This is a genomic window from Microbacterium sp. KUDC0406 (genome assembly GCF_021582875.1).
Taxonomy (GTDB): domain Bacteria; phylum Actinomycetota; class Actinomycetes; order Actinomycetales; family Microbacteriaceae; genus Microbacterium.
On sequence record NZ_CP091138.1, the window covers coordinates 237,636 to 264,631 of the forward strand.

Below are 26,996 nucleotides of genomic sequence, written 5' to 3' on the forward strand. Positions count from 1 at the left end.
CGGATGCTGGCACGATGGCGAACGTGCACGCCACCAGTCGAACGGCCGCCGCCCGGCGCAGGAGGAGCGGGGCCCGTCGTCCCGTCGGCCGACCGAGCCGTGCCGCCTCTGCGCGCCGCCGCGCCGCCAGCGGCAGAGTGCGCGACCGCCGCCTGCGCGGCTTCGCGATCGGCGGCCTGATCGCGGCGGTCGCAGCGCTCCTGGTGATGGTGCCGCTGCGGATGGCCGAGCAGCCGTCGCTGTGCGCGGCCGATCCGGCATCCTTTCCCGCCTCGGGCGTCTCCGGCTGGCAGGGAGATCAGCTCGAGAACGCGGCGACGATCGTGCGCACCGCCTCGTCGCTGGGGTTCGCACGCGACGGGCAGATCCTCGGGGTGATGACCGCGATGGGCGAGAGCGGTCTGCACAACATCGACTACGGTGACTGGGAGACGATCGGTTTCCGCAACCCCGACGGCAGCCGCACCACGAGCATCGGCCTGTTCCAGCAGCAGAAGTGGTGGGGGAGCGTCGAGACCCGGATGGATCCTGCCGGGTGCCGCCGGCCTGTTCTACGCGAAGCTCGCGAAGTTGGACGGCTGGCAGAGCATGCCGCCCTCGCAGGCGATCCACCGGGTGCAGGTGAACACCGACCGCGACTACTACGCGCAGTTCCAGGATGACGCGGCCGCAGTCGTCGACGCCCTGTCGGGGGCGTGCGCGTGAGGTTCTCCTCCGTCCCGGATCGATGGCAGCCCGTCCCCGCCCCGGCATAGGCTGAACCCGTGGCGCAGAGCATCTACATCACGTCCGCCGAGGGGCACACCGGCAAGTCCACGATCGCGCTCGGCGTTCTCGACGCGCTCATGCGGGTCTCGCCTCGGGTCGGAGTTTTCCGGCCCATCGCCCGGTCGACGACCGAGCGCGACGACATCCTCGAGTTGCTGATCGCCCACGACGGCGTGCAGCTCGACTACGACGAGTGCGTCGGCGTCACCTACGACGACGTGCGCCGCGACGCCGATGGCGCCCTCGCCACCATCGTCGAACGCTTCAAAGCGGTCGAGGCCCAGTGCGACGCCGTCGTCGTCCTGGGCAGCGATTACACCGACGTCGCCAGCCCGGCCGAGCTGGGCTACAACGCGCGCGTCGCGGCGAACCTCGGCGCACCGGTGCTGTTGGTGATCTCGGGTCGCGACCAGCAGACCCAGGCCGAGCGCCTCGGCACGACCACCGCCCGAACCCCGGCGCAGGTCGGGCAGATGGTCTCGCTCGCACTCGCGGAGCTCGCCGCCGAGCGCGCCGAGCTGTTCGCCGTGGTCGTCAACCGCGCCGATCCGGAGGCACTGGAGCAGACGATCGAGGTGGTCGAAGCATCTCCGCACAGGCGCACGCCGGTGTGGGCCATCCCCGAGGACCGCTCGCTCGTCGCGCCCTCCATGCGCGGCGTGCTGCGCGCAGTCGACGGACGGCTGCTGAAGGGAGACACAGCCCTGCTCGACCGCGAGGCGCTCGACGTCGTGATCTCGGGCATGTCGATGGTCAATGTGCTGCCGCGCATCACCGAGGGCGCCGTGGTCGTGATCGCCGCCGACCGCACCGAGGTGCTGCTCGCAGCGCTCCTGGCATCCGCCTCGGGCACCTTCCCGCAGATCGCGGGCATCGTGCTGAACGGGCCGTTCGCGCTGCCCGAGCCGATCGAGCAGCTGCTCGAGGGCTTCGAGATCGAGGTGCCGATCGTCGCGACCGACCTCGGCACCTTCGACACCGCCACCCGCATCATGAACACCCGCGGCAGGCTGAGCGTGGAATCCGGCCAGCGCTACGACAAGGCGCTCGCCCTGTTCCAGCGCCACGTCGACCTCACCGAGCTGACCATCGAACTGGGTCTCGCCGAGTCGTCCGTGGTCACGCCGCTGATGTTCGAATACGGGCTGATCGAGCGCGCTCGCACCGACCGCAGGCGCATCGTGCTGCCCGAGGGCGGCGACGACCGCATCCTGCGCGCCGCCGCCGTGCTGCTCGCGAGGGATGTCGCAGACCTGACCATCCTCGGCGACGAGGCCGACATCCGTGCCAGAGCGACGTCGCTCGGCCTCGACCTCGACGCCGCGCAGATCATCAGCCCTACCGATGCCGCGCTCGTGGAGCGCTTCGCGGCCGAGTACGCGCGGCTGCGCGCGCACAAGGGCGTCACTCTGCAGCAGGCATCCGACACCGTCACCGACGTGTCGTACTTCGGCACGATGATGGTGCACCTCGGCCTCGCCGACGGCATGGTCTCCGGAGCCGCTCACACCACGGCGCACACGATCCGTCCCGCCTTCGAGATCATCAAGACGCGACCGGGAGTGGAGGTCGTCTCGAGCGTGTTCCTGATGGCGCTCGCCGACCGTGTGCTCGTCTACGGCGACTGCGCGGTGATCCCCGAGCCCACCAGTGCGCAGCTCGCCGACATCGCGGTGTCGTCCGCGGCGACGGCAGCCCAGTTCGGCATCGAGCCCCGGGTGGCGATGCTCTCGTACTCGACGGGGGAGTCCGGCTCCGGCGCCGAGGTCGACAAGGTGCGCGCGGCGACCGCCCTGGTCAGGGAGCGCGCACCGGAGCTGCCCGTCGAGGGGCCGATCCAGTACGACGCCGCGGCCGACGCCGCCGTCGCGCGGGCGAAACTGCCGGACTCCGCCGTGGCAGGCAGAGCGACCGTGTTCGTCTTCCCCGACCTGAACACCGGCAACAACACGTACAAGGCCGTGCAGCGCTCCGCCGGCGCCGTGGCGATGGGCCCGGTGCTGCAGGGGCTCAACAAGCCGATCAACGATCTCAGCCGCGGCGCGCTGGTGGAGGACATCGTGAACACCGTCGCGATCACCGCGATCCAGGCCCAGGGGGCGCGCTCGTGAGCGCCGTCCTCGTGATCAACAGCGGCTCGTCGTCGCTGAAGTACAGTCTGCTCGACATGCACCGCGAGACCGAGCTGGCCGGCGGCCTGATCGAGCGGATCGGGCAGGACGTCGGCATCGTCTCGCACACGATCCGGCAGACGGCGGGACCCGGCGAGCCGGCCCCCACGATGCTGGATGCCACGACGAAGGGCGAGCGTCCCGTCGCCGACCACGATGTCGCGTTCGCCGTCATGCTCGAGCAGTTCGCCGAGCACGGGCCGTCGCTCGCCGAGCATCCGCCGGTCGCCGTCGGCCACCGCGTCGTGCACGGCGGAGCGCGGTTCTTCGAGCCGACCGTGATCACTCGGCTGGTGGAGATCAACATCGAGGACCTCGCCGTGCTCGCCCCGCTGCACAATCCGGCCAACGTGGCGGGCATCCGCTCGGCGCGACGCGTGTTCGCCGATGTCCCGCACGTCGCCGTCTTCGACACGGCGTTCCACCAGACGCTGCCGCCGGCCGCCTACACCTATGCGATCGACGCCGAGCTGGCCGGTGAGCACCGCCTGCGCCGCTACGGCTTCCACGGCACCAGCCACAAGTACGTCAGCGAGCAGGCGGCCGCGTTCCTCGGGCGGGATGCCGGGGAGCTGCGTCAGATCGTGTTCCATCTCGGCAACGGCGCCTCGGTCACCGCGATCCGCGGCGGCGAGTCCGTCGAGACCTCAATGGGGTTCACGCCGCTCGAGGGGCTCGTGATGGGCACCCGCTCCGGCGACATCGACCCTGCCGCGCTGCTGCACCTGTCACGCCGTGCGGGGATGGGGCCCGACGACCTCGACACCCTGCTGAACAAGCGCAGCGGTCTGCTGGGCCTGGCCGGGCGCAGCGACATGCGCGACATCCTCGCCGGTCGCGAGGCCGGGGAGGAGGCGGCGACACTCGCCTACGACGTCTACATCCACCGGCTCCGCGCCTACGCCGGCGCCTACATCGCGCAGCTCGGTGGCGTCGACGTCATATCGTTCACCGCCGGAGTCGGCGAGAACGCGGCACCGGTGCGCGCGGACGCGATGGCGACGCTGGGCTTCCTCGGCGTCCGGATCGACCCGGAACGCAATGCCGCACGCGGCGGCATCCGGCGCATCTCCTCGGACGACTCGTCGGCCGAGGTGCTGGTGGTGCCCACCGACGAGGAGCTGGAGATCGCGCGGCAGACGCTGGACGTCACGGCCGGTCGTTGAGCGAGGAGGGCCAGCGACGAGACGAAACGTGGTGACGTGTCTCGGGACCTGAGAGCGTTTCGTCTCGCTCGTTCCTCGCTCGCTCAACGACCCGGGCTCAACGACCCGGGAGTGCTCAACGACCGGGCTGCGTGACTACCCTGGACACATGCCCGAATCCCTGCCAGATCTCCGCGCATCCGCCGGCGTCCTCTTCGACCTCGACGGCGTACTCACTCCGACCGCCGAGGTGCACATGCGCGCCTGGCAGGCCGTGTTCGACGACGTGTTCGCGCACTGGGGCATCACACCCCCTACACGGATGCCGACTACTTCGCGCACGTCGACGGCAAGAAGCGGTACGACGGCGTCGCCGCGGTGATGCGCAGCCGCAATGTCGAGATCCCCTGGGGGCACGTCGACGACGCGCCGACGGAGGACACGATCAGCGGTATCGGCAATCGCAAGAACGCCGCGTTCGCCACCGAGCTGCGCAGCCATGGCATCGTCCCGTTCCCCGGTTCACTCGCCCTGCTCGAGCAGCTGCGCGACGCCGGCATCCCGATGGGCGTCGTGTCCAGCTCGAAGAACGCCGAGGAGGTGCTCGGCTCAGCCGGCATCCGCTCGTTCTTCACCGTCGTCATCGACGGGGTCGTCGCCGAGCGCGACCACCTCGCCTCCAAGCCCGCACCGGACATGTTCCGCGCCGGCGCGCTCGCGCTGGGCGTCGATCCGGCGCACGCCGTCGCGGTGGAGGATGCGGTCTCGGGAGCGGCATCCGCGGCGTCCGCCGGGTTCAGCATCGTGGTCGGCGTCGATCGCGGCGCGGGCGAGGCGGCACTGCGGGATGCCGGCGCGACGAGTATCGTCGATGATCTCGCACGCCTGCTGGCATCCTGATCCCTTCATCCGAAACACCGATCCACGGAGAGAGTGCGCATGCGGCGTACTGAGCGAACGGAGAGAGCCGAAGTGTTCGACAGCGACCGTTACTCCCCGATCCCTGGCGTCTCGTCGAGAGCCGCTATGACGCGGACGGCCTGCCCGAGACCCTGTTCACCGTGGGCAACGGGTACCTGGGGCTGCGTGGCAACCACATCGAGGGGCGCAGCGCGCACGAGCACGGCACATTCATCAACGGCCTGCACGAGACCTGGCCGATCCGGCACGCCGAGCAGGCGTACGGGTTCGCCGAGGTCGGGCAGACGATCGTCAATGCGCCGGATGCCAAGATCATGCGCGTCTACGTCGACGACGAGCCGCTGTCGTTCGATGACGCCGATGTGCGCGAGTACTCGCGCACGCTCGACATGCGCACCGGCGTCGTGCACCGCGACGTGCTGTGGGTGACGCCCTCCGGCAAGCGGGTGCGGCTGCGCGACGAGCGCATGGTGAGCTTCGATGAGCGTCACCTCGCCGTGCTGCGACTCGATCTCGTGGTCGAGAACGCGGATGCCCCTGTCACGATCAGCTGTCAGCTGCTGAACCGCCAGGACGGCGGCACCGTCTACACCGGCACCCCCGAGGCGGCGCAGAGGGCCGCCGCCGGGAAGGCGGGGTTCGATCCGCGCAGGGCCGAGAAGATCACCGACCGCGTACTGCAGCCCGCGGAGTACTGGCAGGACGGACTGCGCTCCGCACTGTCGTACCGGGTAGCGGACTCCGGGATGACGCTGGCAGTGGTCGCCGACCACGTGATCGAGACCGACAACGACTACAGTGCGCGCACCCTGATCGAGCCCGACATCGCGAAGAACGTGTTCCGCATGCAGGCGAAGGCGGGCGTGCCGATCCGGCTCACGAAGCTGGTCAGCTATCACACGTCGCGAGGCGTCCCCGCGCGCGAACTGGTGGACCGCTGCCGCCGCACCCTCGATCGCGCGGCGGTGGAGGGCGTCGACGCGCTGTTCGCCCGTCAGGCGGAGTGGCTCGACGCGTTCTGGGAGCGCAGCGACGTGCGGATCGGCGATCACGACGACCTGCAGCAGGCCGTGCGCTGGTGCCTCTTCCAGCTGGCGCAGGCGTCGGCGCGGGCCGACGGCGCCGGTGTCCCCGCCAAGGGACTCACCGGTTCGGGATACAGCGGGCACTACTTCTGGGACACCGAGATCTACGTGCTGCCGTTCCTCACCTACACGTCGCCGCAGTGGGCGCGCAACGCGCTGCGCGCACGGGTGCTCATGCTGCCGGCCGCGCGGCGAAGGGCCGCGCAGCTGAACGAGGCCGGTGCGCTGTTCCCGTGGCGCACGATCAACGGCGAGGAGGCCTCGGCGTACTACGCGGCGGGCACCGCGCAGTACCACATCAACGCCGACGTCAGCTTCGCGCTGGGCAAGTACGTGTACGCGACCGGCGACGTGGACTTCCTGCGCAGCGAGGCGGCCGACATCGCGGTCGAGACGGCGCGGCTGTGGGCGACGCTCGGGTTCTGGCGCGGCACGAACGGCGACTCGACGTTCCACATCCACGGCGTCACCGGACCCGACGAGTACACCACGGTCGTCAACGACAACCTGTTCACCAACGTGATGGCCCGGCACAACCTGCGGTTCGCGGCGCGCATCGTCCGCACGATGGCCGAGTCGGCACCGGACGCGTACGCCGCGCTGGTCGCGCGCACCGGGCTGGATGCCGGGGAGCCGGACGGCTGGGAGCGCGCTGCCGAGGCGATGCACATCCCGTTCAGCCCCGGTCTCGGCATCCACCCGCAGGACTCGCTGTTCCTCGAGCGCGAGGTCTGGGACCTGGCGAACACCCCCGACGACCAGCGCCCGCTGCTGCTGCACTTCCACCCGCTGGTGATCTACCGGTTCCAGGTGCTGAAGCAGGCGGATGTCGTGCTCGCGCTGTTCCTGCAGGGCAGTCACTTCACCGACGAGGAGAAGCTGGCCGACTTCGACTACTACGACCCGCTGACCACGGGCGACTCCACGCTGTCGGCGGTCGTGCAGTCGATCCTCGCCGCCGAGGTGGGGTACCAGGAGCTGGCGCTGGAGTACTTCCGTGAGGCGCTCTACGTCGACCTGCACGACCTGCACAGCAACGCCACCGACGGCGTGCACGTGGCGTCGGCCGGCGGCGTGTGGTCGGCCCTGGTGAGTGGCTTCGGCGGCATGCGCGATTACGCGGGCGAGCTGAGCTTCGACCCGCGGCTGCCCGCTTCCTGGCCGTCGCTGGAGTTCCCGCTGCAGTGGCGCGGGTCGTCGCTGTGCGTGACGATCACTCGTGGCGAACTGCGGATGCGGGTGCTCTCGGGCGATCCCGTGTCGTTCACCGTGCGGGGCGCGGCGCACACCGCCTCGGTCGGCTCGGATGCCGTCGCGCTCCTGGCCGGCCAGGGGCCGGTGCGCCCCGGTCGCCCGACGCTGCAGCGCTTCGCCGACGCCCGCCGCGAGGACGGCACACTGATGTCGCCGACCGTCCCGGTGACCACGACCATTCCGGTGCTCGAGATCGACTGACGGAATGCTGGGTTCCTGAGCCTGTCGAAGGGTCCGCCATCCGGTCGTTGAGCGGAGCGACGAAGGAGCGAAGACGAAACGCCTTCACGCTCCGCGACAGATCCGAGTGTCCGGGGCACACCGTAGGCTGTTCTGGTGACCACAGCCCTCTATCGCCGCTACCGGCCCGAGAACTTCGGGGAGATGATCGGTCAGTCCCAGGTGACCGACCCGCTCATGACCGCACTCCGCGGCGACAGGGTGGGTCACGCCTATCTGTTCTCCGGTCCGCGCGGGTGCGGGAAGACCACGTCCGCACGCATCCTGGCGCGCTGCCTGAACTGCGCCGAGGGCCCCACCGACACGCCCTGCGGCGTGTGCCCGAGCTGCGTGGAGCTGTCGCGCAGCGGCGGCGGCTCGCTCGACGTCGTCGAGATCGACGCGGCCAGCCACAACGGTGTCGACGACGCCCGCGACCTGCGCGAGCGGGCCACCTTCGCGCCCAGCCGCGATCGGTACAAGATCTTCATCCTCGATGAGGCGCACATGGTCACGCCGCAGGGCTTCAACGCCCTGCTGAAGCTCGTCGAAGAGCCGCCGGAGCACGTGAAGTTCATCTTCGCGACCACCGAGCCCGAGAAGGTGCTCGGCACCATCCGCTCCCGCACCCACCACTACCCGTTCCGGCTGGTGCCGCCCGCGGCCATGCTCGAGTACGTCGAGAAGCTCTGCGCCGAAGAGGGCGTGCAGGTCGAGCAGGGCGTGCTGCCGCTCGCCGTGCGCGCCGGCGGCGGCTCGCCCCGCGACACGCTGTCGCTGCTCGATCAGCTGATCGCCGGTTCCGACCCTTCGACGGGCTCAGGAACCCAGCCGCTGGTGACCTACGCGCGCGCCGTGGCGCTGCTCGGCTACACCCACGCCGAACTGCTCGACGAGATCGTCGACGCGCTCGCCGCCGGCGACGCCGCAGCGGCCTTCCCCGCCGTCGACCGCGTGGTGCAGACCGGACAGGACCCTCGGCGTTTCGTCGACGACCTGCTCGAACGGCTGCGCGACCTCATCGTGATCGCCGCCGTCGGCGACGGCGCATCCGCCGTGCTGCGCGGAGTGCCCGCCGACGAACTGCAGCGGATGCAGGGGCAGGCCCTCGCCTTCGGGTCGGCGCGGCTCTCCCGCACGGCGGATGTCGTCAGCCAGGCGCTCGACGACATGACCGGCGCGACGTCGCCGCGGCTGCACCTCGAGCTCATGGTGGCTCGCGTGCTGGCCGCTTCCCCGGGCGCCTCGTCTCCGGTCGTTGAGCGAGCGGAGCGAGACGAAACGCCTTCAGCTGCCTCTGAGCCGACAGCCCCCGCCGCGGCCCGCGAACCCGTGACTCCGGTCGCTGCGTCCGAGACGTCGGCTCCCGACGGCTCGTCTGCGCCTCCGGTCGTTGAGCGAGCGGAGCGAGACGAAACGCCCTCACCTGCCCCGGAGCCCGCACCCCGGACGCCCACCGGTCCGGTCACCTTCGAGCGCATCACGGCGGAATGGCCCGCCGTGCTCGACCGGCTCGCGGGCATCAATCGCAACGCCTGGACGCTCGTCACCACCGTGCAGCCGCTCGCCTATGCCGACGACGTGCTCACCCTCGGCTTCGCGACGCCGTCCGACGTCACGCGCTTCAAGGGGCCGACGCCCGGACCCGGCCCCTCCGACCACCTGCGCAGCGCGATCGAGCAGCAGCTCGGCGTGCGGGTGAAGTACCGCCCCGCGCCGCTTCCGCCCGGTGGCGGAGGCGGCGGGGGAGCGCGTGGACCTCAGGACGGCCCGGATCGGGGAGGGGCTGCGGCTCCCGCCGAGCCGGCGCCGTCCGACCCCGTCCCGGCTGGTCAGGCGGCATCCGCGACCCGCGACGGCGACGACGCGCCGGCATCCGGCTGGGCCACGCCCGGCGTACCGCAGCCCGGAGAACCCGTGTCGCAGGGCACATCGACCGCGCCCGCATCCGCGGCACCGGCTGCGACCGCGCAGCCGTCCGCGGGCGCGCGCACTCCGCAGCCTCCGCGTACCGCGGCATCCGCCGCCACGCCGGTCACCGAGTGGGCGGTCGCGCCGATCCCCGCATCGCACGAGGAGCCCGTTCAGCCGCAGTTCGCCGTCGACGACGAGCCCGCAGAGGTCGAGTCCGCCGCATCCGCGCCGGCGCCGCCGGTCGACGGCATGGTCGATCACGACGAGCCGCCGCTGCCCGACGACGACGATGCTCCCGACATGGACGAGCCACCGTACGACCCGCACTACGACGCCGCTCCGCCGGACGCGGGCCCGATGCCGGCTGCACAGGCACCCGCGCCGCAGACGGCCCCGGCGTCCGCCTCATCCCGCCCCGCAGCGCAGCGGACCGCGCCGGCCGCTGCGCCCGTCGTCACCAGCCGCTCCTCGGCTCCCGGCGGCGTGGAGCGTCGCGGCGAGGCCGTGATCCGCCAGGTGCTCGGCGCGACATTCCTGCGCGAAGAGCCCTACGAGCCCCAGACGAGGTTCAACTGATGTACGACGGCATCGTCCAGGAGCTGATCGACGAGTTCGGCCGCCTTCCCGGTATCGGCCCGAAGTCCGCGCAGCGCATCGCCTTCCACATCCTGCAGACACCGTCCTTCGATGTGGCCCGCCTCTCCGAGCTGCTCACCGAGGTGCGAGCCCGAGTGCGGTTCTGCGAGGTGTGCGGCAACGTCTCCGAGCAGGACCGCTGCGCGATCTGCCGCGACCCTCGGCGCAACGCCGCGCTCATCTGCGTGGTCGAGGACGCCAAGGACGTCGCGGCGATCGAGCGCACCCGCGAGTTCCGCGGGCTGTACCACGTGCTCGGCGGCGCGATCAGCCCGATCGCCGGCGTAGGCCCCGACGACCTGCGCATCGCGCAGCTGATGACCCGCCTCGCCGACGGCACCGTGCAGGAGGTCATCCTCGCCACCAACCCCAACCTCGAGGGCGAGGCGACCGCGAGCTACCTCAGCCGCCTGCTGACCACGATGGAGATCACGGTCTCGCGCCTGGCCTCCGGCCTGCCCGTCGGAGGCGACCTCGAGTACGCAGACGAGGTCACCCTCGGCCGCGCCTTCGAGGGCGGCGCCGGCTGTGAGCCCCCACGGCGGATTCACCCGCAAGGGCTGGATCCTCTTCGCGATCATGTCGATCGTGTGGGGCATCACCTACCTGTTCATCAAAGAGGCGGTCGAGTCGTTCTCGCCACCGGCGGTCGTCTCGGCCCGCACCCTGCTCGGCGCACTCGTGCTGCTGCCCTTCGCGATCCGCTCCGGGGCCCTGAAGGCCGCGCTCAAGGTGTGGCCGTGGGTGCTCGCGTTCGGCGCCGTCGAGATGGCCGGCCCCTTTCTGCTGCTCAGTCACGCCGAGACTCAGGTGCCGTCCGGCCTGACCGGACTGCTGGTGTCGACTGTCCCGCTGTTCGCCGTGGTCATCGCCCTGCTGCGCGGCGACCGCTCCGTACTCGCCCCGACGCGCCTGGGTGGACTGCTGGTCGGATTCGTCGGCGTCGCGATCGTCGTGGCCGGCCCGGGTCTGTTCGCGCACGGCACGGCCAGCTTCATCGCCATCGGCGAGATCCTGCTCACCGCGGTGCTGTACGCGATCGCGCCGTTCATCATCGCCCACAAGCTGTCGGACGTGCCCTCGATCGGCACCATCGCGCTCGCGCTCACCGTGGTCGGCCTGGCCTACCTGCCGGCCGGCCTGCTCACGCAGCACGAGGTGCCGACCGTGCGTTCCACGGTGTCCCTGGTGCTGCTCGGCGTGATCTGCACGGCCCTCGCGTTCGTGTTCTTCTTCGCGTTGATCCGCGAGGTCGGTCCGGTGCGGGCGCCGCTGTTCACCTACGTCAACCCGGTGGTCGCGATCATCCTCGGCACGATCCTGCTCGGTGAGCCGGTCACCGCCGGTCTGCTGATCGGTTTCCCGATCATCCTGGCCGGATGCTGGTTCGCCGCCACCGGCGGCCGGCTGAAACCCTCGGCACCCGATCTCACGACCGGTCCGGTGACGACCGCCGAGACCGCCGAGGCGATCGCCGACGGTCCGCCGGCGCCGAAGACCGATCCCACCCGCTGATCCAGGCTCCCCATGACGTCGCGCCACAGACCTCTGGTCGCGCGGCAGTTCTCGACACGTCCTGCGGTTCGCGCTGCACTTTGTTGCTCACGCTGCGCGTATGTGCGCCGCGTGAGCCAAGAACTGCAGCGCGAGCTGTTCGAGGCCGTTCGCGCGGTCGTTTCTGGTTTGCGCGGCAACGGACAACGGCGGCGGCCGACTAACCCCGGCGGATCGACTTCCAGAGGTTCAGGAGCAGCAGCACGAAGGCTGCCCCGATCAGGATGTGGCCGACGCCTGCGATGCCGGAGATCGCCATCGACGCCTTCTCACCCAGCACCTGCAGGGTGCCGTGCCAGACGAGCATCGCCGTGGTCAGCACGACCCCGGCGTTGTAGATCCAGAAGAACCAGCGGAACAGCCTGCTCCCGGACAGCCGGAACGACTTCTCCAGGGCCATCACGATGAGCAGCATGATCATGCCGAGTGTGAGGATATGAGTGTGCGCGACGGCGAGCTGCCCCGGCATCCCCTCCTCGAACCCGTTCGCCTTCGTGAACTCGCGATAGAACAGGCCCGCGGCCAGCCCCAGCACGGTGTAGACGGCGACGGAAAGCAGCAGCATGCTCAGTGCGGAGCGCTGAGCGCGGGAGGTCTCGGTCACAGCGTTGTCGGTCATGGTTCCAGGGTGCTCGCAGCCGTGCGGCCCCGCATCCATCGAAGGGACGATGCCCGCCGCCCCCGTTTTCCGCGCAGACGCGCGAGAATCGGAGCATGACCGCCGCAGCATCCGTTCCGAGTCGGCATCGGATGCTGCGCACCGCACGCTTCGCGCTGCACCTGATCGCTGTCCTGCTCACCGTCGTGACCAGCATCCGCGCGGTGCTGGGCGGCGTGCCGCTGCTGCCGGCGACGCTCGCCGCCGGGCTTTTCCTGGGCTGGTACGGAGCCGGCGCAGCGCTCATCCACGGCCGCAGTGCGCGCTGGTGGCTGGCCGCGCTCACCGCGATCTGGGCCGGGATGCTGGTGCTGTCGCCGGAGTACACCTGGCTGTCGTTCCCGCTGCTGCTGCTGGCCGGGCATCTGCTCCGTGGGGGCGTCACGTGGGTCTACGCGGCCGTGGTGCTCGCAGCCGCGATCACTGCGCCGATGCTGCACCACACCCCGCTGATGTTCGCGCACATCGTCGGCCCGCTGCTCGGCGGCGGGTTCGCCCTCGCGATCTCGCTCGGCTATGACACGCTGCTGCGCGACGCCGCCGAGCGCGAGCGGCTGATCGCCTCGCTGCTGCAGGCGCAGCACGAGACGGCCGCTCTGCAGGACGAGCTCGCGCACACCCAGCGCGAGGCCGGCGCCGCCAAGGAGCGCACCCGGCTCGCCCGCGACCTGCACGACACGATCGCGCAGGAGCTCAGCTCGGTGTCGCTGCTGGCACGCACCGGAGCCGCCGAGCGGATGCCGCAGATCGACGCCCTCGCGCAGCAGTCGCTGGTCGAACTGCGCCGCATCGTGGCGTCTCTCGCGCCCACCGAACTGGAGGACTCGGCCCTCGCCGGTGCACTGGAACGGATGCTGGACACGCTGCGCACGGACGCCGGGATCGACACCGCGCTGCAGGTGTCCGAGCCGATGCCTGCGCTGCCGACCGGCGTCGAGGTCGCGTTTCTGCGTGTGGCGCAGTCCGCTCTCGCCAACGTGCGGCAGCACTCCGGTGCGGCGCGGGTCGAGATACACCTGAGCGCCTCCGAAGGCGTGGCGCGGCTGGAGATCGCCGACGACGGACACGGCTTCGACGAGGCATCCGCCGGCCGGCCAGGGTCATCGTACGGGCTGATCGCGATGCGCTCGCGGCTCGAGGAGCTGGGTGGCGAGCTCCGGATCGACAGCACGCACGGTGCCGGGACCCGACTGACGGCGAGCGTGCCGCTCACGTACGACCGCACGGTCGGAGACACAGGTGATTCGGCGCGAGCGGATGCGAGAACCACCGCACAGGACCCAGAGGTGCGGAGCGTTTTCGACCGCGCGGTGGAAAGCGCAGCGGAGCCGGGCCGTGCGGATGCAGAATCGACCGCGCGGGGGAAGAAGCGGGGGCGTCGTGAGCACCCGCATCCTCCTCGTGGACGACCATCCGATCGTGCGTGCCGGACTGCGTGCGGTGATCGAGAGCCGGGGCTTCGAAGTCGTCGGTGAGTCGTCGACGGGCGAGGAGGCGCTGGTCGCGGCATCCGAGCTGCGCCCCGACGTCGTGCTCTGCGACCTGCGGCTGGGGGAGGGCATCGACGGCGTCGCCGTGACGGCGGCACTGCGCGCGAAGCCGGAGCCGCCGGCAGTCATCATCCTCACCACGTTCGATCATGACGCGCAGATCGTCCGCGCGATCGAGGCCGGTGCCGCCGGATATCTGCTCAAGGAGGTCGGCACCGACACGATCGCGAAGGCGATCACGGATGCCGCATCGAGCGGCCTCGTGGGCGGGCTGGCCGACGACCGCCTGATCGGCGCGCTGCGCGCGCCACGGGTGACGCTGACCGCGCGGGAGCGCGAGGTGCTCCAGCTCATCGACGCCGGCGCCGCCAACCGCGAGATCGCCACCCGGCTGTTCATCACCGAGGCCACGGTGAAGACACACGTCGTGCACCTGCTCGAGAAGCTCGGTGTGCCCAGCCGCACAGCTGCCGCCGCCGAAGCCCGCCGTCGCGGCCTGATCTGACACATACGCCACGAGGCATGAACCCGCTCCGTAGAATGTGCGTGGGCTGATCGCCCGCAATCCCAGGGAGTGAACGTGGCCCTCATCGTGCAGAAGTACGGCGGCTCCTCCGTCGCCGACGCAGAGAGCATCAAGCGCGTCGCGAAGCGCATCGTCGACACCCGGCGCGCCGGGCACGACGTCGTCGTGGCGGTCAGCGCGATGGGAGACACCACCGACGAGCTGCTCGACCTCGCGCACGAGGTGGCGCCCATCCCCGCCCCGCGCGAGCTCGACATGCTGCTGTCCAGCGGTGAGCGCATCTCGATGGCGCTGCTCGCGATGACCATCCACTCGATGGGCTTCGAGGCGCGCTCGTTCACCGGCAGCCAGGCCGGCATGATCACCGACTCGCACCACGGCAAGGCTCGCATCGTCGACGTGACCCCGGTGCGCGTGCGGGAGGCGCTCGACGAGGGCGCCATCGTCATCGTCGCCGGGTTCCAGGGCATCAACCGCGACACCCTCGACATCACCACGCTCGGCCGCGGCGGCTCCGACACCACCGCCGTCGCGCTCGCCGCCGCGCTGAACGCCGACGTCTGCGAGATCTACAGCGACGTCGACGGCATCTTCACCGCCGACCCGCGCGTCATCCCGAACGCCCGCAAGCTCGACCACGTCTCCAGCGAGGAGATGCTCGAGCTTGCGGCCAACGGCGCGAAGGTGCTGTACATCCGAGCCGTCGAGTACGCCCGCCGGCACCGTGTCATCATCCACGCCCGGTCGACCTTCTCGGCGGCCGAGGGCACCTACGTTCTGGGCGAGGGCATGAAGAACCCCCGCGAATCCGAGGGAGCAGCCATGGAAGAACCCATCGTCGCCGGCGTCGCCACAGACCTCAGCCAGGCCAAGATCACCGTCTCCGGCGTCCCGGACGTGCCGGGCAAGGCCGCGGAGATCTTCACCGTCGTCGCCAAGTCGGGTGCCAACGTGGACATGATCGTGCAGAACGTGTCCGCCGCCTCCACCGGTCGCACCGACATCTCGTTCACGGTCCCCAAGGCGGATGCGGCGGCGGCGCTGAAGGCGCTGGCCGCGGAGCGCGACCGCATCGGGTTCGAGGCGCTCCTTCACGACGACCAGATCGGCAAGCTCTCGGTCGTCGGAGCCGGCATGCGCACCCACTCCGGCGTCTCGGCCATCCTGTTCGAGGCGCTCTCGACCGCCGGCATCAACATCGAGATGATCTCCACCTCCGAGATCCGCATCTCGGTCGTGCTGCGTGCCGACGAGCTGGTCGAGGCCGCACGCGGGGTGCACACCGCGTACGGCCTCGACAGCGAGATCGAGGCCACGGTCCACGCCGGCACCGGCCGCTGACGACCTCCGGTCGTCGGTCGTTGAGCGAGCGAAGCGAGACGAAACGCTCTCAGATCAGCCGGGGCGTTTCGTCTTCGCTCCTTCGTCGCTCCGCTCAACGACCAAGAGCGCCAGAGCCCATCCAGGGCACGGTAGACTCACCGCAACCCTGACATCGGCGCCGGGCGAAGCATCCGCGACCCGGTGCCGAGCCTGGCGCATCGTCTTACCGCCAAGGACCCAGTCATGACCCGCATCTCCGATTCCGGATACTCCGTCGCCGTCGTCGGCGCCACCGGCCAGGTCGGCCGAGTGATGCGCGAGATCCTCGCCGAGCGCTCGTTCCCGATCCGCGAGCTGCGCCTGTTCGCCTCCGCCCGCTCCGCGGGCACCGCCATCGAGTTCGGCGGGGTCGACGTCATCGTCGAGGACGTCGACACAGCGGATGCCGCGGGCATCGACATCGCCCTGTTCTCGGCCGGAGCGACCGCCAGCCGGGCGTACGCGCCGAAGTTCGCGGCATCCGGTGCCGTCGTCATCGACAACTCCAGCGCCTGGCGCAACGACCCCGAGGTGCCCCTGGTGGTCAGCGAGGTCAACCCGCACGCGATCGACGATCGTCCGCGCGGCATCATCGCCAACCCGAACTGCACCACGATGGCGGCCATGCCGGTGCTCAAGGCTCTGCACGACGAGGCCGGCCTCGAGCGCCTGATCGTCTCGACCTACCAGGCTGTCTCGGGCTCCGGGCTCGCCGGTGCCGAGGAGCTGCTCGGTCAGGTCGAGGGCGTGCTCGCGCAGGGCGACACGCTGCGCCTGGTGCACGACGGCTCGGCCGTCGACTTCCCGCAGCCGGAGAAGTACATCGCCCCGATCGCGTTCGACGTGATCCCGCTTGCCGGCAACCTCGTCGACGACGGCGAGAACGAGACTGACGAGGAGAAGAAGCTCCGCAACGAGAGCCGCAAGATCCTCGGGCTGCCCGGCCTCCGCGTCGCCGGCACCTGCGTGCGCGTCCCGGTGTTCACCGGGCACTCGCTGTCGATCCACGCCGAGTTCGGCGCGGACATCACCCCCGACCGTGCCCGGGAGGTGCTCGCATCCGCACCCGGCGTCTCTCGAAGAGGTGCCGACGCCGCTCTACGCGGCAGGCAAGGACGACAGCTACGTGGGCCGCATCCGCGCCGACCAGTCCGCGCCCGAGGGCAGGGGCCTCGTGCTGTTCATCAGCAACGACAACCTGCGCAAGGGAGCCGCGCTGAACGCCGTGCAGATCGCCGAGGTGGTCGCCGAGCGCCTGGGCGCAGCCGTCGCCTGACCCACCTGACGAAACGGCAAGCCCGCGCCGAGACGTGGGGGCTCCGCCCCCGTCTCGGCGCGGGCTTGCCGATTCGGGCCCTGCGCGGGAGAAGCCTAGACTGGTTCGGTGACTGAATCCGTCGACGTCGTCCTGATCGGCGGTGGCATCATGAGTGCCACCCTGGGTACCCTGCTGCACGAGCTGCAGCCGGACTGGAAGATCGTCGCGTTCGAGCGCCTGGGCGAGGTCGCCGAGGAGAGCTCGAACGCCTGGAACAACGCCGGCACCGGTCACTCCGCGCTGTGCGAGCTCAACTACACGCCCCGCGGCGAGGACCGGCTGCTCGACTCGAGCAAGGCGGTAGGCATCAACGAGCAGTTCCAGCTCAGCCGCGAGCTGTGGTCGTCGTGGGTCAAGCGCGGCATCCTGGACGGTCCGAAGACGTTCATCAACTCGACCCCGCACATGACCTTCGTGCGCGGCGAGAACGACGTGCAGTACCTGCGCGAGCGCTATGCCCTGCTGAAGGACGAGCCGCTGTTCGCCGGAATGGAGTACAGCGAGGACTCCCGCGTCATCAACCAGTGGGCTCCGCTGCTGATGCAGAAGCGCCGCAAGGGCGAGCCGTTCGCGGCGACCCGCAGTGCGGCCGGCACCGACGTCGACTTCGGCGCGCTCACCCGTCAACTCTTCGACCACCTCGGCGAGAGCGGCGTCGACGTGCGCACCAACACCGAGGTGCGCAAGCTGAAGCGCGACAAGGACGGCGGCTGGCACGTCAAGTACCGTCGCACGATCGGGCGGGCGCCCGGCGACATCAAGGCGCGCTTCGTGTTCGTCGGCGCCGGCGGCTGGGCCCTCAAGCTGCTGCAGGGCTCGGGTATTCCCGAGATCCGCGGCTACGGATGCTTCCCGATCGGCGGTCAGTGGCTGAAGACCTCCGACCCGAAGATCGTCGCCCAGCACAAGGCCAAGGTCTACTCGCAGGCGCCTGTCGGCGCCCCTCCGATGTCAGTGCCGCACCTCGACACGCGTGTCGTCGACGGTGAGAGCAGCCTGCTGTTCGGCCCGTTCGCGACGTTCAGCCCGAAGTTCCTCAAGAACGGGCGGATGCTCGACATCGTCACGCAGGTGCGCCCGCACAACCTGGGCAGCATGCTCAAGGTCGCGTTCACGAACTTCGACCTCATCACCTACCTCGTCAGCGAGCTGCTGAAGACGCACTCGAAGAAGGTGGCGACGCTGCGGCAGTTCATGCCGACCGCCGCCGACGGCGACTGGGAGCTGCTGCAGGCGGGCCAGCGCGCGCAGGTCATGCGCGATGGCAAGCTGCAGTTCGGCACCGAGATCGTCGCCGCCGAGGACGGCTCGATCGCAGGCCTTCTCGGCGCCTCACCGGGCGCCTCGACCGCCCCGCCGATCATGCTGCAGCTGCTCAAGCGGTGCTTCCCCTCGGAGTACGCGGAGTGGGAGCCGAAGCTGCGCGAGCTGGTCCCCACTCTGGGCACGAAGCTGAACGACGATCGCGAGACCGCCGAGATGGCGATGAGCGCGACCGCGGCGGCACTCGACCTCACGGCCTGATCAACGACCGTGGCGAAGCTCTACTTCCGCTACGGCGCGATGAACTCGGGCAAGTCGACGGCCCTGCTGCAGGCGGCGTACAACTACGAGGAGCGCGGCCAGCACGTGCTGCTCGCCAAGCCCGCGATCGACACCAAGGGTGCGACGCAGATCGAGAGCCGCCTCGGCGTCACCCGAGAGGTCGACTTCCTGATCGGCGCCTCTGATGATGCCCGGGAGCTGTTCGCACGCGAGCGGGAGCGGATCCGGCAGCAGGACGCCGCGACGCTGCTGCCGCAGCACGTCGACGTGGCCTGCCTGCTCATCGACGAGGCCCAGTTCCTGTCGCCCGAGCAGATCGACGACCTGTTCCGGATCGCGGTGCTGGACGGCATCCCGGTGATGGCGTACGGCATCCGCAACGACTTCCTCACCCACGCGTTCCCCGGTTCGGCCCGGCTGCTCGCGATCGCGCACTCCTTGGAGGAGCTGAAGACGATCTGCCGCTGCGGCCGGAAGGCCGTGTTCAACGGGCGGCTGGTGGACGGCCGCTTCGTGTTCGACGGCGATCAGGTCGCGATCGACGGCGCCGCGGTGACCTACGAATCGCTGTGCGGCAACTGCTACCTCGAGGAGTCCGGGGAGTGCTCGGCTGAGGCACTGACTTCTTCTTCCCGGGTTTGCGGCGGAATCCCCCGTCTGGGGCGGTGCCGGAGCGCCCCGAACACCAGAATCCGCCCCAAACCCAAGGGAAGTGAGTGGGTGAGTGACCGGTGTACGCACGGGTTGCGTGGTCTGACCACACGGGATAACCTGTGGTCAGACCACAGGAGGACGGATGCCGGAGCCCATTGCCGCTCGCGCCTGGCGCACGGTGCTCGAACGCATCGAGAGCGACCTCGTGGAAGGGCGCCTCGGCCCCGGAGACCGGCTGCCGTCCGAGCGCGACCTGTCCGCCGACCTCGGCGTCGGCCGGTCCAGCGTTCGTGAGGCGCTGCGCGTGCTCGAGGTGATGGGCCTGATCCGCACGGCGACCGGCTCCGGGCCCCAGTCTGGCGCGATCGTCATCGCAACGCCCGCGGGCGGGATGCAGCAGCTGCTGCGCCTGCAGGTCGCCGCACAGGGCTTTCCGATCGCCGACGTCGTGCAGACGCGGCTCGTGCTCGAGGGTGCCGTCGCGGCATCCCTCGCCGCCTCCGAGTCCCGCGACACCGCCGCAGCGCACGCGCTGCTGGATGCGATGGACGACGCCGATCTTCCCGCCCCGGAGTTCCTCGCTCTCGACGCCCAGCTGCATCTGGCTCTCGCCGAGGCATCCGGCAACTCGGTGATCGCGGCGATGATGGCGGGACTCCGCAGCGCGATCGAATCGTACGTTCTGGAGGGGTCCGCCCGCATCGACGACTGGCGCGGGATGGCCGAACGCCTGCGCGCAGAGCACCGTGCCCTCGTCGCGGCGATCGAGAGCGGCGACGGCGACAGCGCACGGTCTCTGGTCCACGACCACATCATCGGCTACTACACCGCGTCGGGGCTCGTCCCCGACGCCGCCCTCTGAAGGAGAACACCATGGTCCAGCGGCAGCTGCCCAAGCCCGCAGAGCTCTTCGAGCTGATGCGGTTCAAGAAGCCCGAGCTCGACGGCCGCAAGCGCCGCCTCGACGCCGCGCTCACGATCTACGACCTGCGCACGATCGCCAAGCGCCGCACGCCCAAGGCGGCGTTCGACTACACCGACGGCGCTGCAGAGGGCGAGCTGTCGCTGGCCAGGGCACGTCAGGCCTTCGAGGACGTGGAGTTCCACCCCGGCATCCTCAAGCCCGCACCGACTGTCGACACCAGCGTCGAGATCCTCGACGGGCCCAGCGCGCTGCCTTTCGGCATCGCGCCGACCGGCTTCACCCGCCTGATGCAGACCGAGGGCGAGGTCGCCGGCGCGGGCGCCGCCGCCGCGGCTGGCATCCCGTTCACGCTCTCCACGCTCGGCACCACCTCGATCGAGGGCGTGAAGGCGGCCACCCTTCGAGAGCCTCAGGGACCGGTGCCGGGAAGGAACTGGTTCCAGCTGTACGTCATGCGCGACCGCGAGATCTCCTACGAGCTCACCCGTCGCGCCGCCGCGGCCGGTTTCGACACCCTGCACTTCACCGTCGACACCCCGGTCGCCGGCGCGCGCCTGCGCGACAAGCGCAACGGCTTCAGCATCCCGCCGCAGCTGACCTTCGGCACGATCGTGAACGCCATCCCGCGGCCGTGGTGGTGGGTCGACTTCCTCACGACGCCGAAGCTCGAGTTCGCATCGCTGAGCACCACCGGCGGCACCGTCGGCGAGCTGCTGGATGCCGCGATGGATCCGACCATAAGCTACGCCGACCTCGATGTCATCCGCGGAATCTGGCCGGGCAAGATCGTGGTCAAGGGCGTGCAGAACGTCGAGGACTCGGTGCGCCTGAAGGATGCCGGCGTCGACGGCATCGTGCTCTCGAACCACGGCGGGCGCCAGCTCGACCGCGCGCCGATCCCGTTCCACCTGCTGCCGCAGGTGCGCAGGGCTGTGGGTGACGACTTCACCGTCATGGTCGACACCGGGATCATGAACGGCGCCGACATCGTCGCCTCCGTCGCGCTGGGTGCCGACTTCACCCTGATCGGCCGGGCGTACCTGTACGGGCTGATGGCGGGCGGCCGCCAGGGCGTCGATCGCACGATCGCCATCCTGCGCACCGAGATCGAGCGCACGATGCGTCTGCTGGGCGTCTCATCGCTCGCCGAGCTGACGCCTGCGCACGTCACGCAGCTGACCCGGATGGTGCCGCTGGGGGAGTCCGTCGCGGTTCGTTGAGCGAGCGAGGAACGAGCGAGACGAAACGCGCTGCGCCCGCCAGGCACGTCGCCGCGTTTCGTCTGCGGCGCTGGCGCGCCTCCGCTCAACGACCGATGGGCAGAGCCACGAGCAGCTCGTCGAGCTTGTCGGCCGTGTCCTCCCAGCCCTCCACGGCCACGCACGGCACGCCGATCGCGAGCACCGGGTAGTCGTTGCCGCCCTCGTCGAGCCGGTCGCCGTAGAACAGCATGTCCGAGAGCGGGATGCCGCTGAGCTCGGCGAGCTGGCGCATGCCGTAGGCCTTGTCGATACCGGCCCGGGTGATGTCGATCGACGTGGATCCGCCGGATCGCACCTCCAGACCCGGAAGCCGCGCGGCGACCGCGTCGCGCAGCGCTTCGCGCTTCGCCCCGTCGGGATCCCACGCCACCTTCGCATCGCGCGGTGCCCGCTGGCCGAGGGCTGAGAAGGTGATCTGCGAGCCGCGGTCCTCGAGGATGTCGCCCCAGGGCTCCGGTTCCCAGAGACCCAGGCGCTGTGCCTCCTCGCGGAGCGCCAGCAGAGCGGCATCCCGCTCGTCGGCGGTCAGATCGCGGGCGTAGACCGGGGCGAAGTCGTGTCCGTCGTGGCGCAGGTAGCGGGTGCCGCAGGTGGGCAGCAGGTGCAGTCGCTGCAGGTCCGTGGCATCCGCGTCGCCGAGCTGGGCGATCACCTGGGAGCGGAACTGCTCCTCGTTGCCGCCGGAGATGATCGCGACGTCGACGCGGTGCATGAGGACGCGCAGGAGACCCGCGATGCGAGGATCGATCGCGCCCTTCGAGGGAGCCAGCGTGTCGTCGAGATCGAAGGCGACGAGGCGGGGCGAGGTCATCCCTCCAGCCTAGACGAGCGATGATGGCGGGATCGTCAGATGGGTCGACGCTCGGGACGGCGCTGCCGCGATGCGGCATCGCCTGCGAGGCACGTCGCGACGGGGTGCGTCCCCACGGCGCCCTCCACATGCCGCTGGCAGGCGGGCAGGTCGCGTTTGGGAGGTAGGCGGCATGCGGAGCCTCCTGCGCCGCGGGGGCCCGCCTGACACCCTCGGGCATGCAAGAAGGGGCCTGATCCGCCTCCGGCGGATCAGGCCCCTTCTTGCATGCTGTCGGGGTGACAGGATTTGAACCTGCGACCTCGTCGTCCCGAACGACGCGCGCTACCAAGCTGCGCCACACCCCGTTTTTGCAACTGTTCGAGTCTACATGGAACGAGCGCGGTTACCGAATCGAGGGCGCCGCGACGAGGGTCAGCAGCGAGGCCTCGGGACGGCACGCGAAGCGCACCGGAGCGTAGATCGATGTGCCGCATCCGGCGCTCACGTTCAGCGGCACCGAACGCCCGCCGTGCGACCAGGTGCTCAGGCCCTTGGCCTGCTTCAGCGGGATGTCGCAGTTCGCGACGATCGTGCCGTACCCGGGCAGGCAGACCTGGCCGCCGTGCGTGTGGCCGGCGATGAGCATGTCGGCTCCGAGGTCGACGAACTCGTTCAGCACCCGCTGGTAGGGCGCGTGCGCGACCCCCAGCACGGGAGCTCCGGGATGCTGCGGTCCGACCTCGGCGATCCGCTGCGGGAGGTCCTCGAGGCGATCCCAGTCACGGTGCGGGTCGTCCACGCCGAAGAAGTCGACGGGGCGCCCGGCGACGGTCAGCCGGGCCGCCGCGTTGTTGAGGTCGGTCCAGCCCAGCTCGTCGGTGAAGAAGGCGTCCATCGCGTCGGTGTCGAGCAGGCGTGGCGCGGAGCGGCGCGCGGACGGACCGGCGAAGTACTTGAACGGGTTGCGCGGCGAAGGGGCGTGCACGTCGTTGGAGCCGTGCACGAACACGCCCGGAATGCCCGCCAGCGGCGCGAAGGCGCGGCGGATGCCGGCCAGACCGTCCGGATGCCCGAGGTTGTCGCCGGTGTTCACGACCAGGTCGGGCTCGAGCTCGGCGAGCGAGGCCAGCCACTGCTGCTTGCGATGCTGCCACGGCGCCATGTGCGCGTCGGACAGGTGCAGCACCCGGATCGGGGCAGACCCAGGGGAGAGCATCGGAACAGTCGCGGTGCGCACCGTGAACAGGTAGCGCTCGATGCCGATGCCCCACGTCGCAGCGGCTACGCCGACGGCCCCCACCGCGCCGAGCGCGATGAGGGCCGGGTGAGCGTCACGAGCGGTCAATGTCCGTCTTCCCGTTCGCATCTCACCTTGATCCCCTGGTTGGCCTGGGCGGTGGACCCTGCGGCCGGATCGGTGTCGGCCACCTTGGAGCTGGGCTCGCAGCGGCCGTCCCAGTTGATGTTCGTGAAGCCGGCGCCGTTGAGCTCGGCTATCGCCTCGGCAGCGGACTTGCCCTTGACGTCGGGCACCTTCAGGCCCGTCTCCTTCGGCTTGCCCGTGCTGGGCGCGATCGTCACCGTCGTACCGGCCGCGACCTGTCCGGCGCCCGGTGCCTGAGTCGCGACGTTGCCTGCCGGCTGGTCGCTGTCCACGGCAGTGCCGACACTCACCTGGAACCCGGCGTCAGTCAGGGTCCTCTTCGCGTCGTCGACGCTCATCCCGACGACGTTCGGCAGGTCCTTGAGCACCCTGCGCGTGAGGTTCTTGTCGGGCGTCGGGAAGGCGTCGCCGCCATACGCCTTGTTTGCGGCACGCTGGATCTCTCTGGCCATCCCATAGCGGATGTCGTTCAGCCGCACGCCATGCGCCGTGAACTTCTTCAGGGGCACCAAACCGACGATGTTGCCCACCCAGACTGCGGTGGTCACCTTGGTGCTGGACTCGACCAGCATCGTGTGCTCTTTCTCGGCGGTACCGGTCTTGCCGATCAGCTGGGTGCCGTCGTACGGGTTCGCGCCACCACCGGTGCCGCCCTCCATCACGCCTCGCAGCGCGTAGGCGGCGGTCGCGGCGACCTCGGGAGAGATCACCTGGCTGCACGCGGGCGTCGGTGGAGCGATCTCCTTGCCGTCCTGGCCGATGATCTTGTCGATCACCCGCGGCTCGCAATACTTGCCCTTGTTGGCGACGGTCGCATAGGCGCCGGCGATCTGAATAGGAGCGATGTTCTTCGAACCGAGCACCGAGGGGAACGGGTCGTTGGCACCGGGGTTCTTTTCCTGGTCCGGCTTGGTCACGTCCCAGCCGCTGCCGAGGTGCACGCCCATGCGCTTGGCGACCTGGTTGATGTCGCAGAGGTTCAGCTGCTTCGCCATCGCCAGGAAGCCGGTGTTCAGCGACCTTGCGGTGAACCGCATGACGCTGCCCACATATCCGCTGTTCCGGCCTGAGTTGCCGATCGCCTTGTCCTTCGCCAGCGTGTAGGTACCGCCGCAGCCGTCGCGGTTGTACGTGCCGGCGGTGCCCGATGCCCGGCCGTCGAGCGTCTCGTTCACAGAGTGGCCCTTCTCGAGCCAGTCGATCAGCGTGAACAGCTTGTACGTCGAACCGACCGAGAAGCCGTTGGCGCCGTTATGGGCAGAATCGGCGGCGAACACCTGCGAGCTGATACCGCTCTTCTTGGCATCCGCCGCGGACTCGCTGAACTGGGTGTTCTGCGCGATGGCCAGGACGCGTCCAGTGCTCGCCTCGATCGAGACGGCCGCGCCGCCCAAGTTGATGCCAGACATGAAGGCGGGTACCCGGCTGTGCACGGACTCGACGGCAGCGCTCTGCACGCGCAGGTCGAGCGAGGTGTACACCTGCATGCCACCGCGCTTGAGGTTCGCCGCCCGTTCTGACGCAGTGGCGCCGAACGCCTTGTCCTTCTTGATCACCGACAGCGCGTACTGGCAGAAGTAGGCGTTGTCGCGGGCGCTCGCACAGCCCTGCGTGGTGGTCGAGATCTTGGGTGTCACCGGTGTGGCCTTGGCCTCGTCGTACTGCGCCTTGGTGATCTGGCCGTTCAGATACATCTGGCCGAGCACGTAGTCGCGACGCTTCTTGGTCGTCTCGTACCCGTCATCCTTCGTATTGTGCGCCTTGCCGTCCTTGTCGGTCCAGGTGCCCTCCGGCTTGTCGATGCGCAGCAGGTTGGGCTCCTGCACCATGCCGGCCAGGGTCGCCGCCTGCGCCAGGTTCACCTTGGCGGCCGTCGTGCTGAAGTAGCGGTTCGCTGCGGCCTCGATGCCGTACGTCGTGCCGCCGAAGTTCGACACGTTCAGGTACCCGAGCAGGATGTCGTTCTTGGAGTAGTCCTTCTCGACCTGGATCGCGTAGCGCATCTCCTGCAGCTTGCGCTCGATGCCCGCCGACCCCTTCGCCGTCGCGGCATCGAGGTAGCACTGCTGCATCTTGTCGTCGTAGTGCTCGTCATCCGGCGGTACATCCTGCTCGCACTGCTGGATGAGCACGTTCTTCACGAACTGCTGCGTGATCGTCGACGCGCCGCGAGACGAAGTGCCCCTGACGTTCTCGACGACGGCCTTCACCGTTGCCAGCAGGTTCACGCCGCCGTGCGAGTAGAAGTTCTTGTCCTCGCTGGACAGCAGCGCATCGACCAGCGTGGGAGACAGCTGATTGAAGGTGACCGGGGTGCGGTTCTGCTCGTAGAACGTGGCGAGCTTGAACGGCTTGCCGTTCGCGTCATTGCCGTAGATGGTCGTCGGCGACATCGGCTCGGACGGCTTCAGATAGCTCGGCAACTCGTCGAAAAGGGTCAGCGCCTGCGAACCGGTGAAACCGGCCATGGCGATCGCAGGGGTGACCGTCGCGGTGACCAGGAGGCCGGCGACTGCGCTCAGGCCGACCAGGCCGAGCAGTCCGCCGAGCACACCTTTCACCGTGCGTTTCGTTTGGGGCATACGCTTGATCGTAGGGGAGTTCCCTGAATAACAGCCCGAACGTCAGGCCGCTGAGGGCCTGCCCGACGCATAGGAGTGCCATGACCACGTGGGAGTATCTGACCACCCCGCTGCTGATCCACAACACGGCCGCGATCCTCAACAACTGGGGCAAGCAGGGCTGGGAACTCGTGCAGGTCGTCACCGGACCCGAGGGAGGGCTGGTCGCGTACTTCAAGCGTCCCGTTCAGGAGGACGCGGCCACCAACGCCGGTCTCGCGGCTGCGGCCGAGGCCGCCCGCCAGTTCGAGGGGAACTGATCCGATGAGCACCACCGCACGTCTCGCCGAACTCGGCATCGAGCTGCCGGCCGTCGCCGCACCCGTGGCCGCCTACGTGCCCGCCACGGTGCACGGCGACGTCGTCTACACCTCCGGCCAGCTGCCGTTCGAGGAGGGGGCGCTCCCCGCCACGGGCAAGGTCGGCGCCGGAGTCGACGCCGAGGACGCGAAGTCCTACGCCCGCAACTGCGCGCTGAACGCACTCGCCGCGGCCGCGGCGGCGGCAGGCGATGCCGACCGGATCGTCGGGGTGCTGCGAGTCGGCGGCTTCGTGGCATCCGACCCGGCGTTCACCGGTCAGCCCGGTGTGATCAACGGCGCCAGCGAGGTGCTCGGCGAGATCTTCGGCGACGCGGGCAAGCACGTCCGTGCCGCCGTGGGCGTGCCGGTGCTGCCGCTGGACAGCCCGGTCGAGGTCGAGGTCGCCTTCCTCCTCGGCTGATCGATCGTGCACATGACGAAGGCCCCCTCCACGGAGGGGGCCTTCGTCACGTCCCGGGCCCTTCGACA

18 protein-coding genes, 1 tRNA gene and 4 pseudogenes are annotated in these 26,996 nt (G+C 69.8%); 18 read left to right on the forward strand and 5 right to left on the reverse strand.

Annotated features, from left to right (window positions below; genetic code table 11):
- Positions 1 to 14: 14 nt before the first annotated feature.
- The 8 genes and pseudogenes from L2X99_RS01290 to L2X99_RS01325 all read left to right on the forward strand — a co-directional run bounded on the left by L2X99_RS01290 (position 15) and on the right by L2X99_RS01325 (position 11,628).
- On the forward strand, positions 15 to 662 hold the full coding sequence (locus L2X99_RS01290) for a hypothetical protein (RefSeq protein WP_236135529.1): 648 nt from the start codon (positions 15 to 17) through the stop codon (positions 660 to 662).
- Between the two features lie 102 nt (positions 663 to 764).
- Positions 765 to 2,879 carry a phosphate acetyltransferase gene (gene pta / locus L2X99_RS01295; RefSeq protein ID WP_236125388.1) on the forward strand — a complete coding sequence of 705 codons (2,115 nt, stop codon included), beginning with the start codon at positions 765 to 767 and terminating at the stop codon, positions 2,877 to 2,879.
- Positions 2,876 to 4,105, forward strand: a complete 1,230-nt coding sequence (locus tag L2X99_RS01300; RefSeq protein WP_236135530.1) for an acetate/propionate family kinase — start codon at positions 2,876 to 2,878, stop codon at positions 4,103 to 4,105. The genes pta and L2X99_RS01300 overlap by 4 nt, the downstream gene beginning before the upstream one ends.
- A gap of 148 nt (positions 4,106 to 4,253) precedes the next feature.
- A pseudogene (locus L2X99_RS01305) lies at positions 4,254 to 4,984 on the forward strand (HAD family hydrolase).
- A gap of 152 nt (positions 4,985 to 5,136) precedes the next feature.
- Positions 5,137 to 7,545 (forward strand): glycoside hydrolase family 65 protein, encoded by a 2,409-nt coding sequence (locus tag L2X99_RS01310; protein WP_236126935.1) that lies wholly within the window; start codon positions 5,137 to 5,139, stop codon positions 7,543 to 7,545.
- Positions 7,546 to 7,680: 135 nt separating this feature from the next.
- A complete protein-coding gene (locus tag L2X99_RS01315; protein ID WP_236135531.1) occupies positions 7,681 to 10,053 on the forward strand; it encodes a DNA polymerase III subunit gamma and tau in 2,373 nt (790 codons plus the stop codon).
- Positions 10,053 to 10,631: pseudogene (gene recR, locus L2X99_RS01320) on the forward strand (recombination mediator RecR); the annotation flags it as partial. The gene L2X99_RS01315 and the pseudogene recR, both read left to right, overlap by 1 nt.
- A gap of 10 nt (positions 10,632 to 10,641) precedes the next feature.
- On the forward strand, positions 10,642 to 11,628 hold the full coding sequence (locus L2X99_RS01325) for a DMT family transporter (RefSeq protein WP_236135532.1): 987 nt from the start codon (positions 10,642 to 10,644) through the stop codon (positions 11,626 to 11,628).
- A 199-nt stretch (positions 11,629 to 11,827) separates the two neighbouring features.
- On the opposite strand, the gene L2X99_RS01330 is transcribed toward L2X99_RS01325, so the two are convergent.
- Positions 11,828 to 12,286 (reverse strand): DUF2871 domain-containing protein, encoded by a 459-nt coding sequence (locus L2X99_RS01330; RefSeq protein WP_329608101.1) that lies wholly within the window; start codon positions 12,284 to 12,286, stop codon positions 11,828 to 11,830.
- Positions 12,287 to 12,381: 95 nt separating this feature from the next.
- Here L2X99_RS01330 and L2X99_RS01335 point away from each other — a divergent pair, with 95 nt between their 5' ends.
- The 8 genes and pseudogenes from L2X99_RS01335 to L2X99_RS01370 all read left to right on the forward strand — a co-directional run bounded on the left by L2X99_RS01335 (position 12,382) and on the right by L2X99_RS01370 (position 21,365).
- On the forward strand, positions 12,382 to 13,800 hold the full coding sequence (locus L2X99_RS01335; protein ID WP_236125386.1) for a sensor histidine kinase: 1,419 nt from the start codon (positions 12,382 to 12,384) through the stop codon (positions 13,798 to 13,800).
- Positions 13,745 to 14,320: a response regulator transcription factor gene (locus L2X99_RS01340; RefSeq protein WP_329608102.1), complete on the forward strand. Its 576-nt coding sequence runs from the start codon at positions 13,745 to 13,747 to the stop codon at positions 14,318 to 14,320. Before L2X99_RS01335 ends, L2X99_RS01340 begins: the two co-directional genes overlap by 56 nt.
- A 75-nt stretch (positions 14,321 to 14,395) precedes the next feature.
- The gene (locus L2X99_RS01345; RefSeq protein WP_236125384.1) at positions 14,396 to 15,682 is read left to right on the forward strand and encodes an aspartate kinase; all 1,287 of its coding nucleotides are present in this window, start codon (positions 14,396 to 14,398) and stop codon (positions 15,680 to 15,682) included.
- Between the two features lie 225 nt (positions 15,683 to 15,907).
- Positions 15,908 to 16,979: pseudogene (locus L2X99_RS01350) on the forward strand (aspartate-semialdehyde dehydrogenase).
- 108 nt (positions 16,980 to 17,087) lie between these two features.
- Complete coding sequence (mqo, locus tag L2X99_RS01355; RefSeq protein ID WP_268928537.1) at positions 17,088 to 18,545, forward strand: malate dehydrogenase (quinone); 1,458 nt, start codon at positions 17,088 to 17,090, stop codon at positions 18,543 to 18,545.
- 9 nt (positions 18,546 to 18,554) lie between these two features.
- Positions 18,555 to 19,166 (forward strand): annotated as a pseudogene (locus L2X99_RS01360) (thymidine kinase); the annotation flags it as partial.
- Between the two features lie 259 nt (positions 19,167 to 19,425).
- Positions 19,426 to 20,082: a FadR/GntR family transcriptional regulator gene (locus tag L2X99_RS01365; RefSeq protein ID WP_329608104.1), complete on the forward strand. Its 657-nt coding sequence runs from the start codon at positions 19,426 to 19,428 to the stop codon at positions 20,080 to 20,082.
- An 11-nt stretch (positions 20,083 to 20,093) separates the two neighbouring features.
- On the forward strand, positions 20,094 to 21,365 hold the full coding sequence (locus L2X99_RS01370; protein ID WP_236125381.1) for an alpha-hydroxy acid oxidase: 1,272 nt from the start codon (positions 20,094 to 20,096) through the stop codon (positions 21,363 to 21,365).
- Positions 21,366 to 21,450: 85 nt separating this feature from the next.
- Here the strand turns inward: L2X99_RS01370 and L2X99_RS01375 are convergent, their stop codons facing one another.
- The 4 genes from L2X99_RS01375 to L2X99_RS01390 all read right to left on the reverse strand — a co-directional run bounded on the left by L2X99_RS01375 (position 21,451) and on the right by L2X99_RS01390 (position 26,145).
- Positions 21,451 to 22,218: an HAD-IIB family hydrolase gene (locus tag L2X99_RS01375; RefSeq protein ID WP_236135533.1), complete on the reverse strand. Its 768-nt coding sequence runs from the start codon at positions 22,216 to 22,218 to the stop codon at positions 21,451 to 21,453.
- Positions 22,219 to 22,491: 273 nt separating this feature from the next.
- Positions 22,492 to 22,565: transfer RNA gene (locus tag L2X99_RS01380), tRNA-Pro, on the reverse strand.
- Positions 22,566 to 22,603: 38 nt separating this feature from the next.
- Positions 22,604 to 23,566 carry a metallophosphoesterase gene (locus L2X99_RS01385; RefSeq protein ID WP_442923476.1) on the reverse strand — a complete coding sequence of 321 codons (963 nt, stop codon included), beginning with the start codon at positions 23,564 to 23,566 and terminating at the stop codon, positions 22,604 to 22,606.
- Positions 23,542 to 26,145: a transglycosylase domain-containing protein gene (locus tag L2X99_RS01390; protein WP_236135534.1), complete on the reverse strand. Its 2,604-nt coding sequence runs from the start codon at positions 26,143 to 26,145 to the stop codon at positions 23,542 to 23,544. The genes L2X99_RS01385 and L2X99_RS01390 overlap by 25 nt, the downstream gene beginning before the upstream one ends.
- A gap of 101 nt (positions 26,146 to 26,246) precedes the next feature.
- Here L2X99_RS01390 and L2X99_RS01395 point away from each other — a divergent pair, with 101 nt between their 5' ends.
- Positions 26,247 to 26,465, forward strand: coding sequence for a DUF4177 domain-containing protein (locus tag L2X99_RS01395; protein ID WP_236125377.1), 219 nt, complete (start codon positions 26,247 to 26,249; stop codon positions 26,463 to 26,465).
- Between the two features lie 4 nt (positions 26,466 to 26,469).
- A complete protein-coding gene (locus L2X99_RS01400; protein ID WP_236135535.1) occupies positions 26,470 to 26,928 on the forward strand; it encodes a RidA family protein in 459 nt (152 codons plus the stop codon).
- The last annotated feature ends 68 nt before the right edge of the window (positions 26,929 to 26,996 follow it).

Coding starts and splice junctions, on each gene's coding strand:
- L2X99_RS01290 (WP_236135529.1), top strand. CDS start 15: ATGGCGAACGTGCACGCCACCAGTCGAACGGCCGCCGCCCGGCGCAGG.
- L2X99_RS01330 (WP_329608101.1), bottom strand. CDS start 12,286: ATGACCGACAACGCTGTGACCGAGACCTCCCGCGCTCAGCGCTCCGCA.
- L2X99_RS01335 (WP_236125386.1), top strand. CDS start 12,382: ATGACCGCCGCAGCATCCGTTCCGAGTCGGCATCGGATGCTGCGCACC.
- L2X99_RS01370 (WP_236125381.1), top strand. CDS start 20,094: ATGGTCCAGCGGCAGCTGCCCAAGCCCGCAGAGCTCTTCGAGCTGATG.
- L2X99_RS01375 (WP_236135533.1), bottom strand. CDS start 22,218: ATGACCTCGCCCCGCCTCGTCGCCTTCGATCTCGACGACACGCTGGCT.
- L2X99_RS01385 (WP_442923476.1), bottom strand. CDS start 23,566: ATGCGAACGGGAAGACGGACATTGACCGCTCGTGACGCTCACCCGGCC.
- L2X99_RS01395 (WP_236125377.1), top strand. CDS start 26,247: ATGACCACGTGGGAGTATCTGACCACCCCGCTGCTGATCCACAACACG.
- L2X99_RS01400 (WP_236135535.1), top strand. CDS start 26,470: ATGAGCACCACCGCACGTCTCGCCGAACTCGGCATCGAGCTGCCGGCC.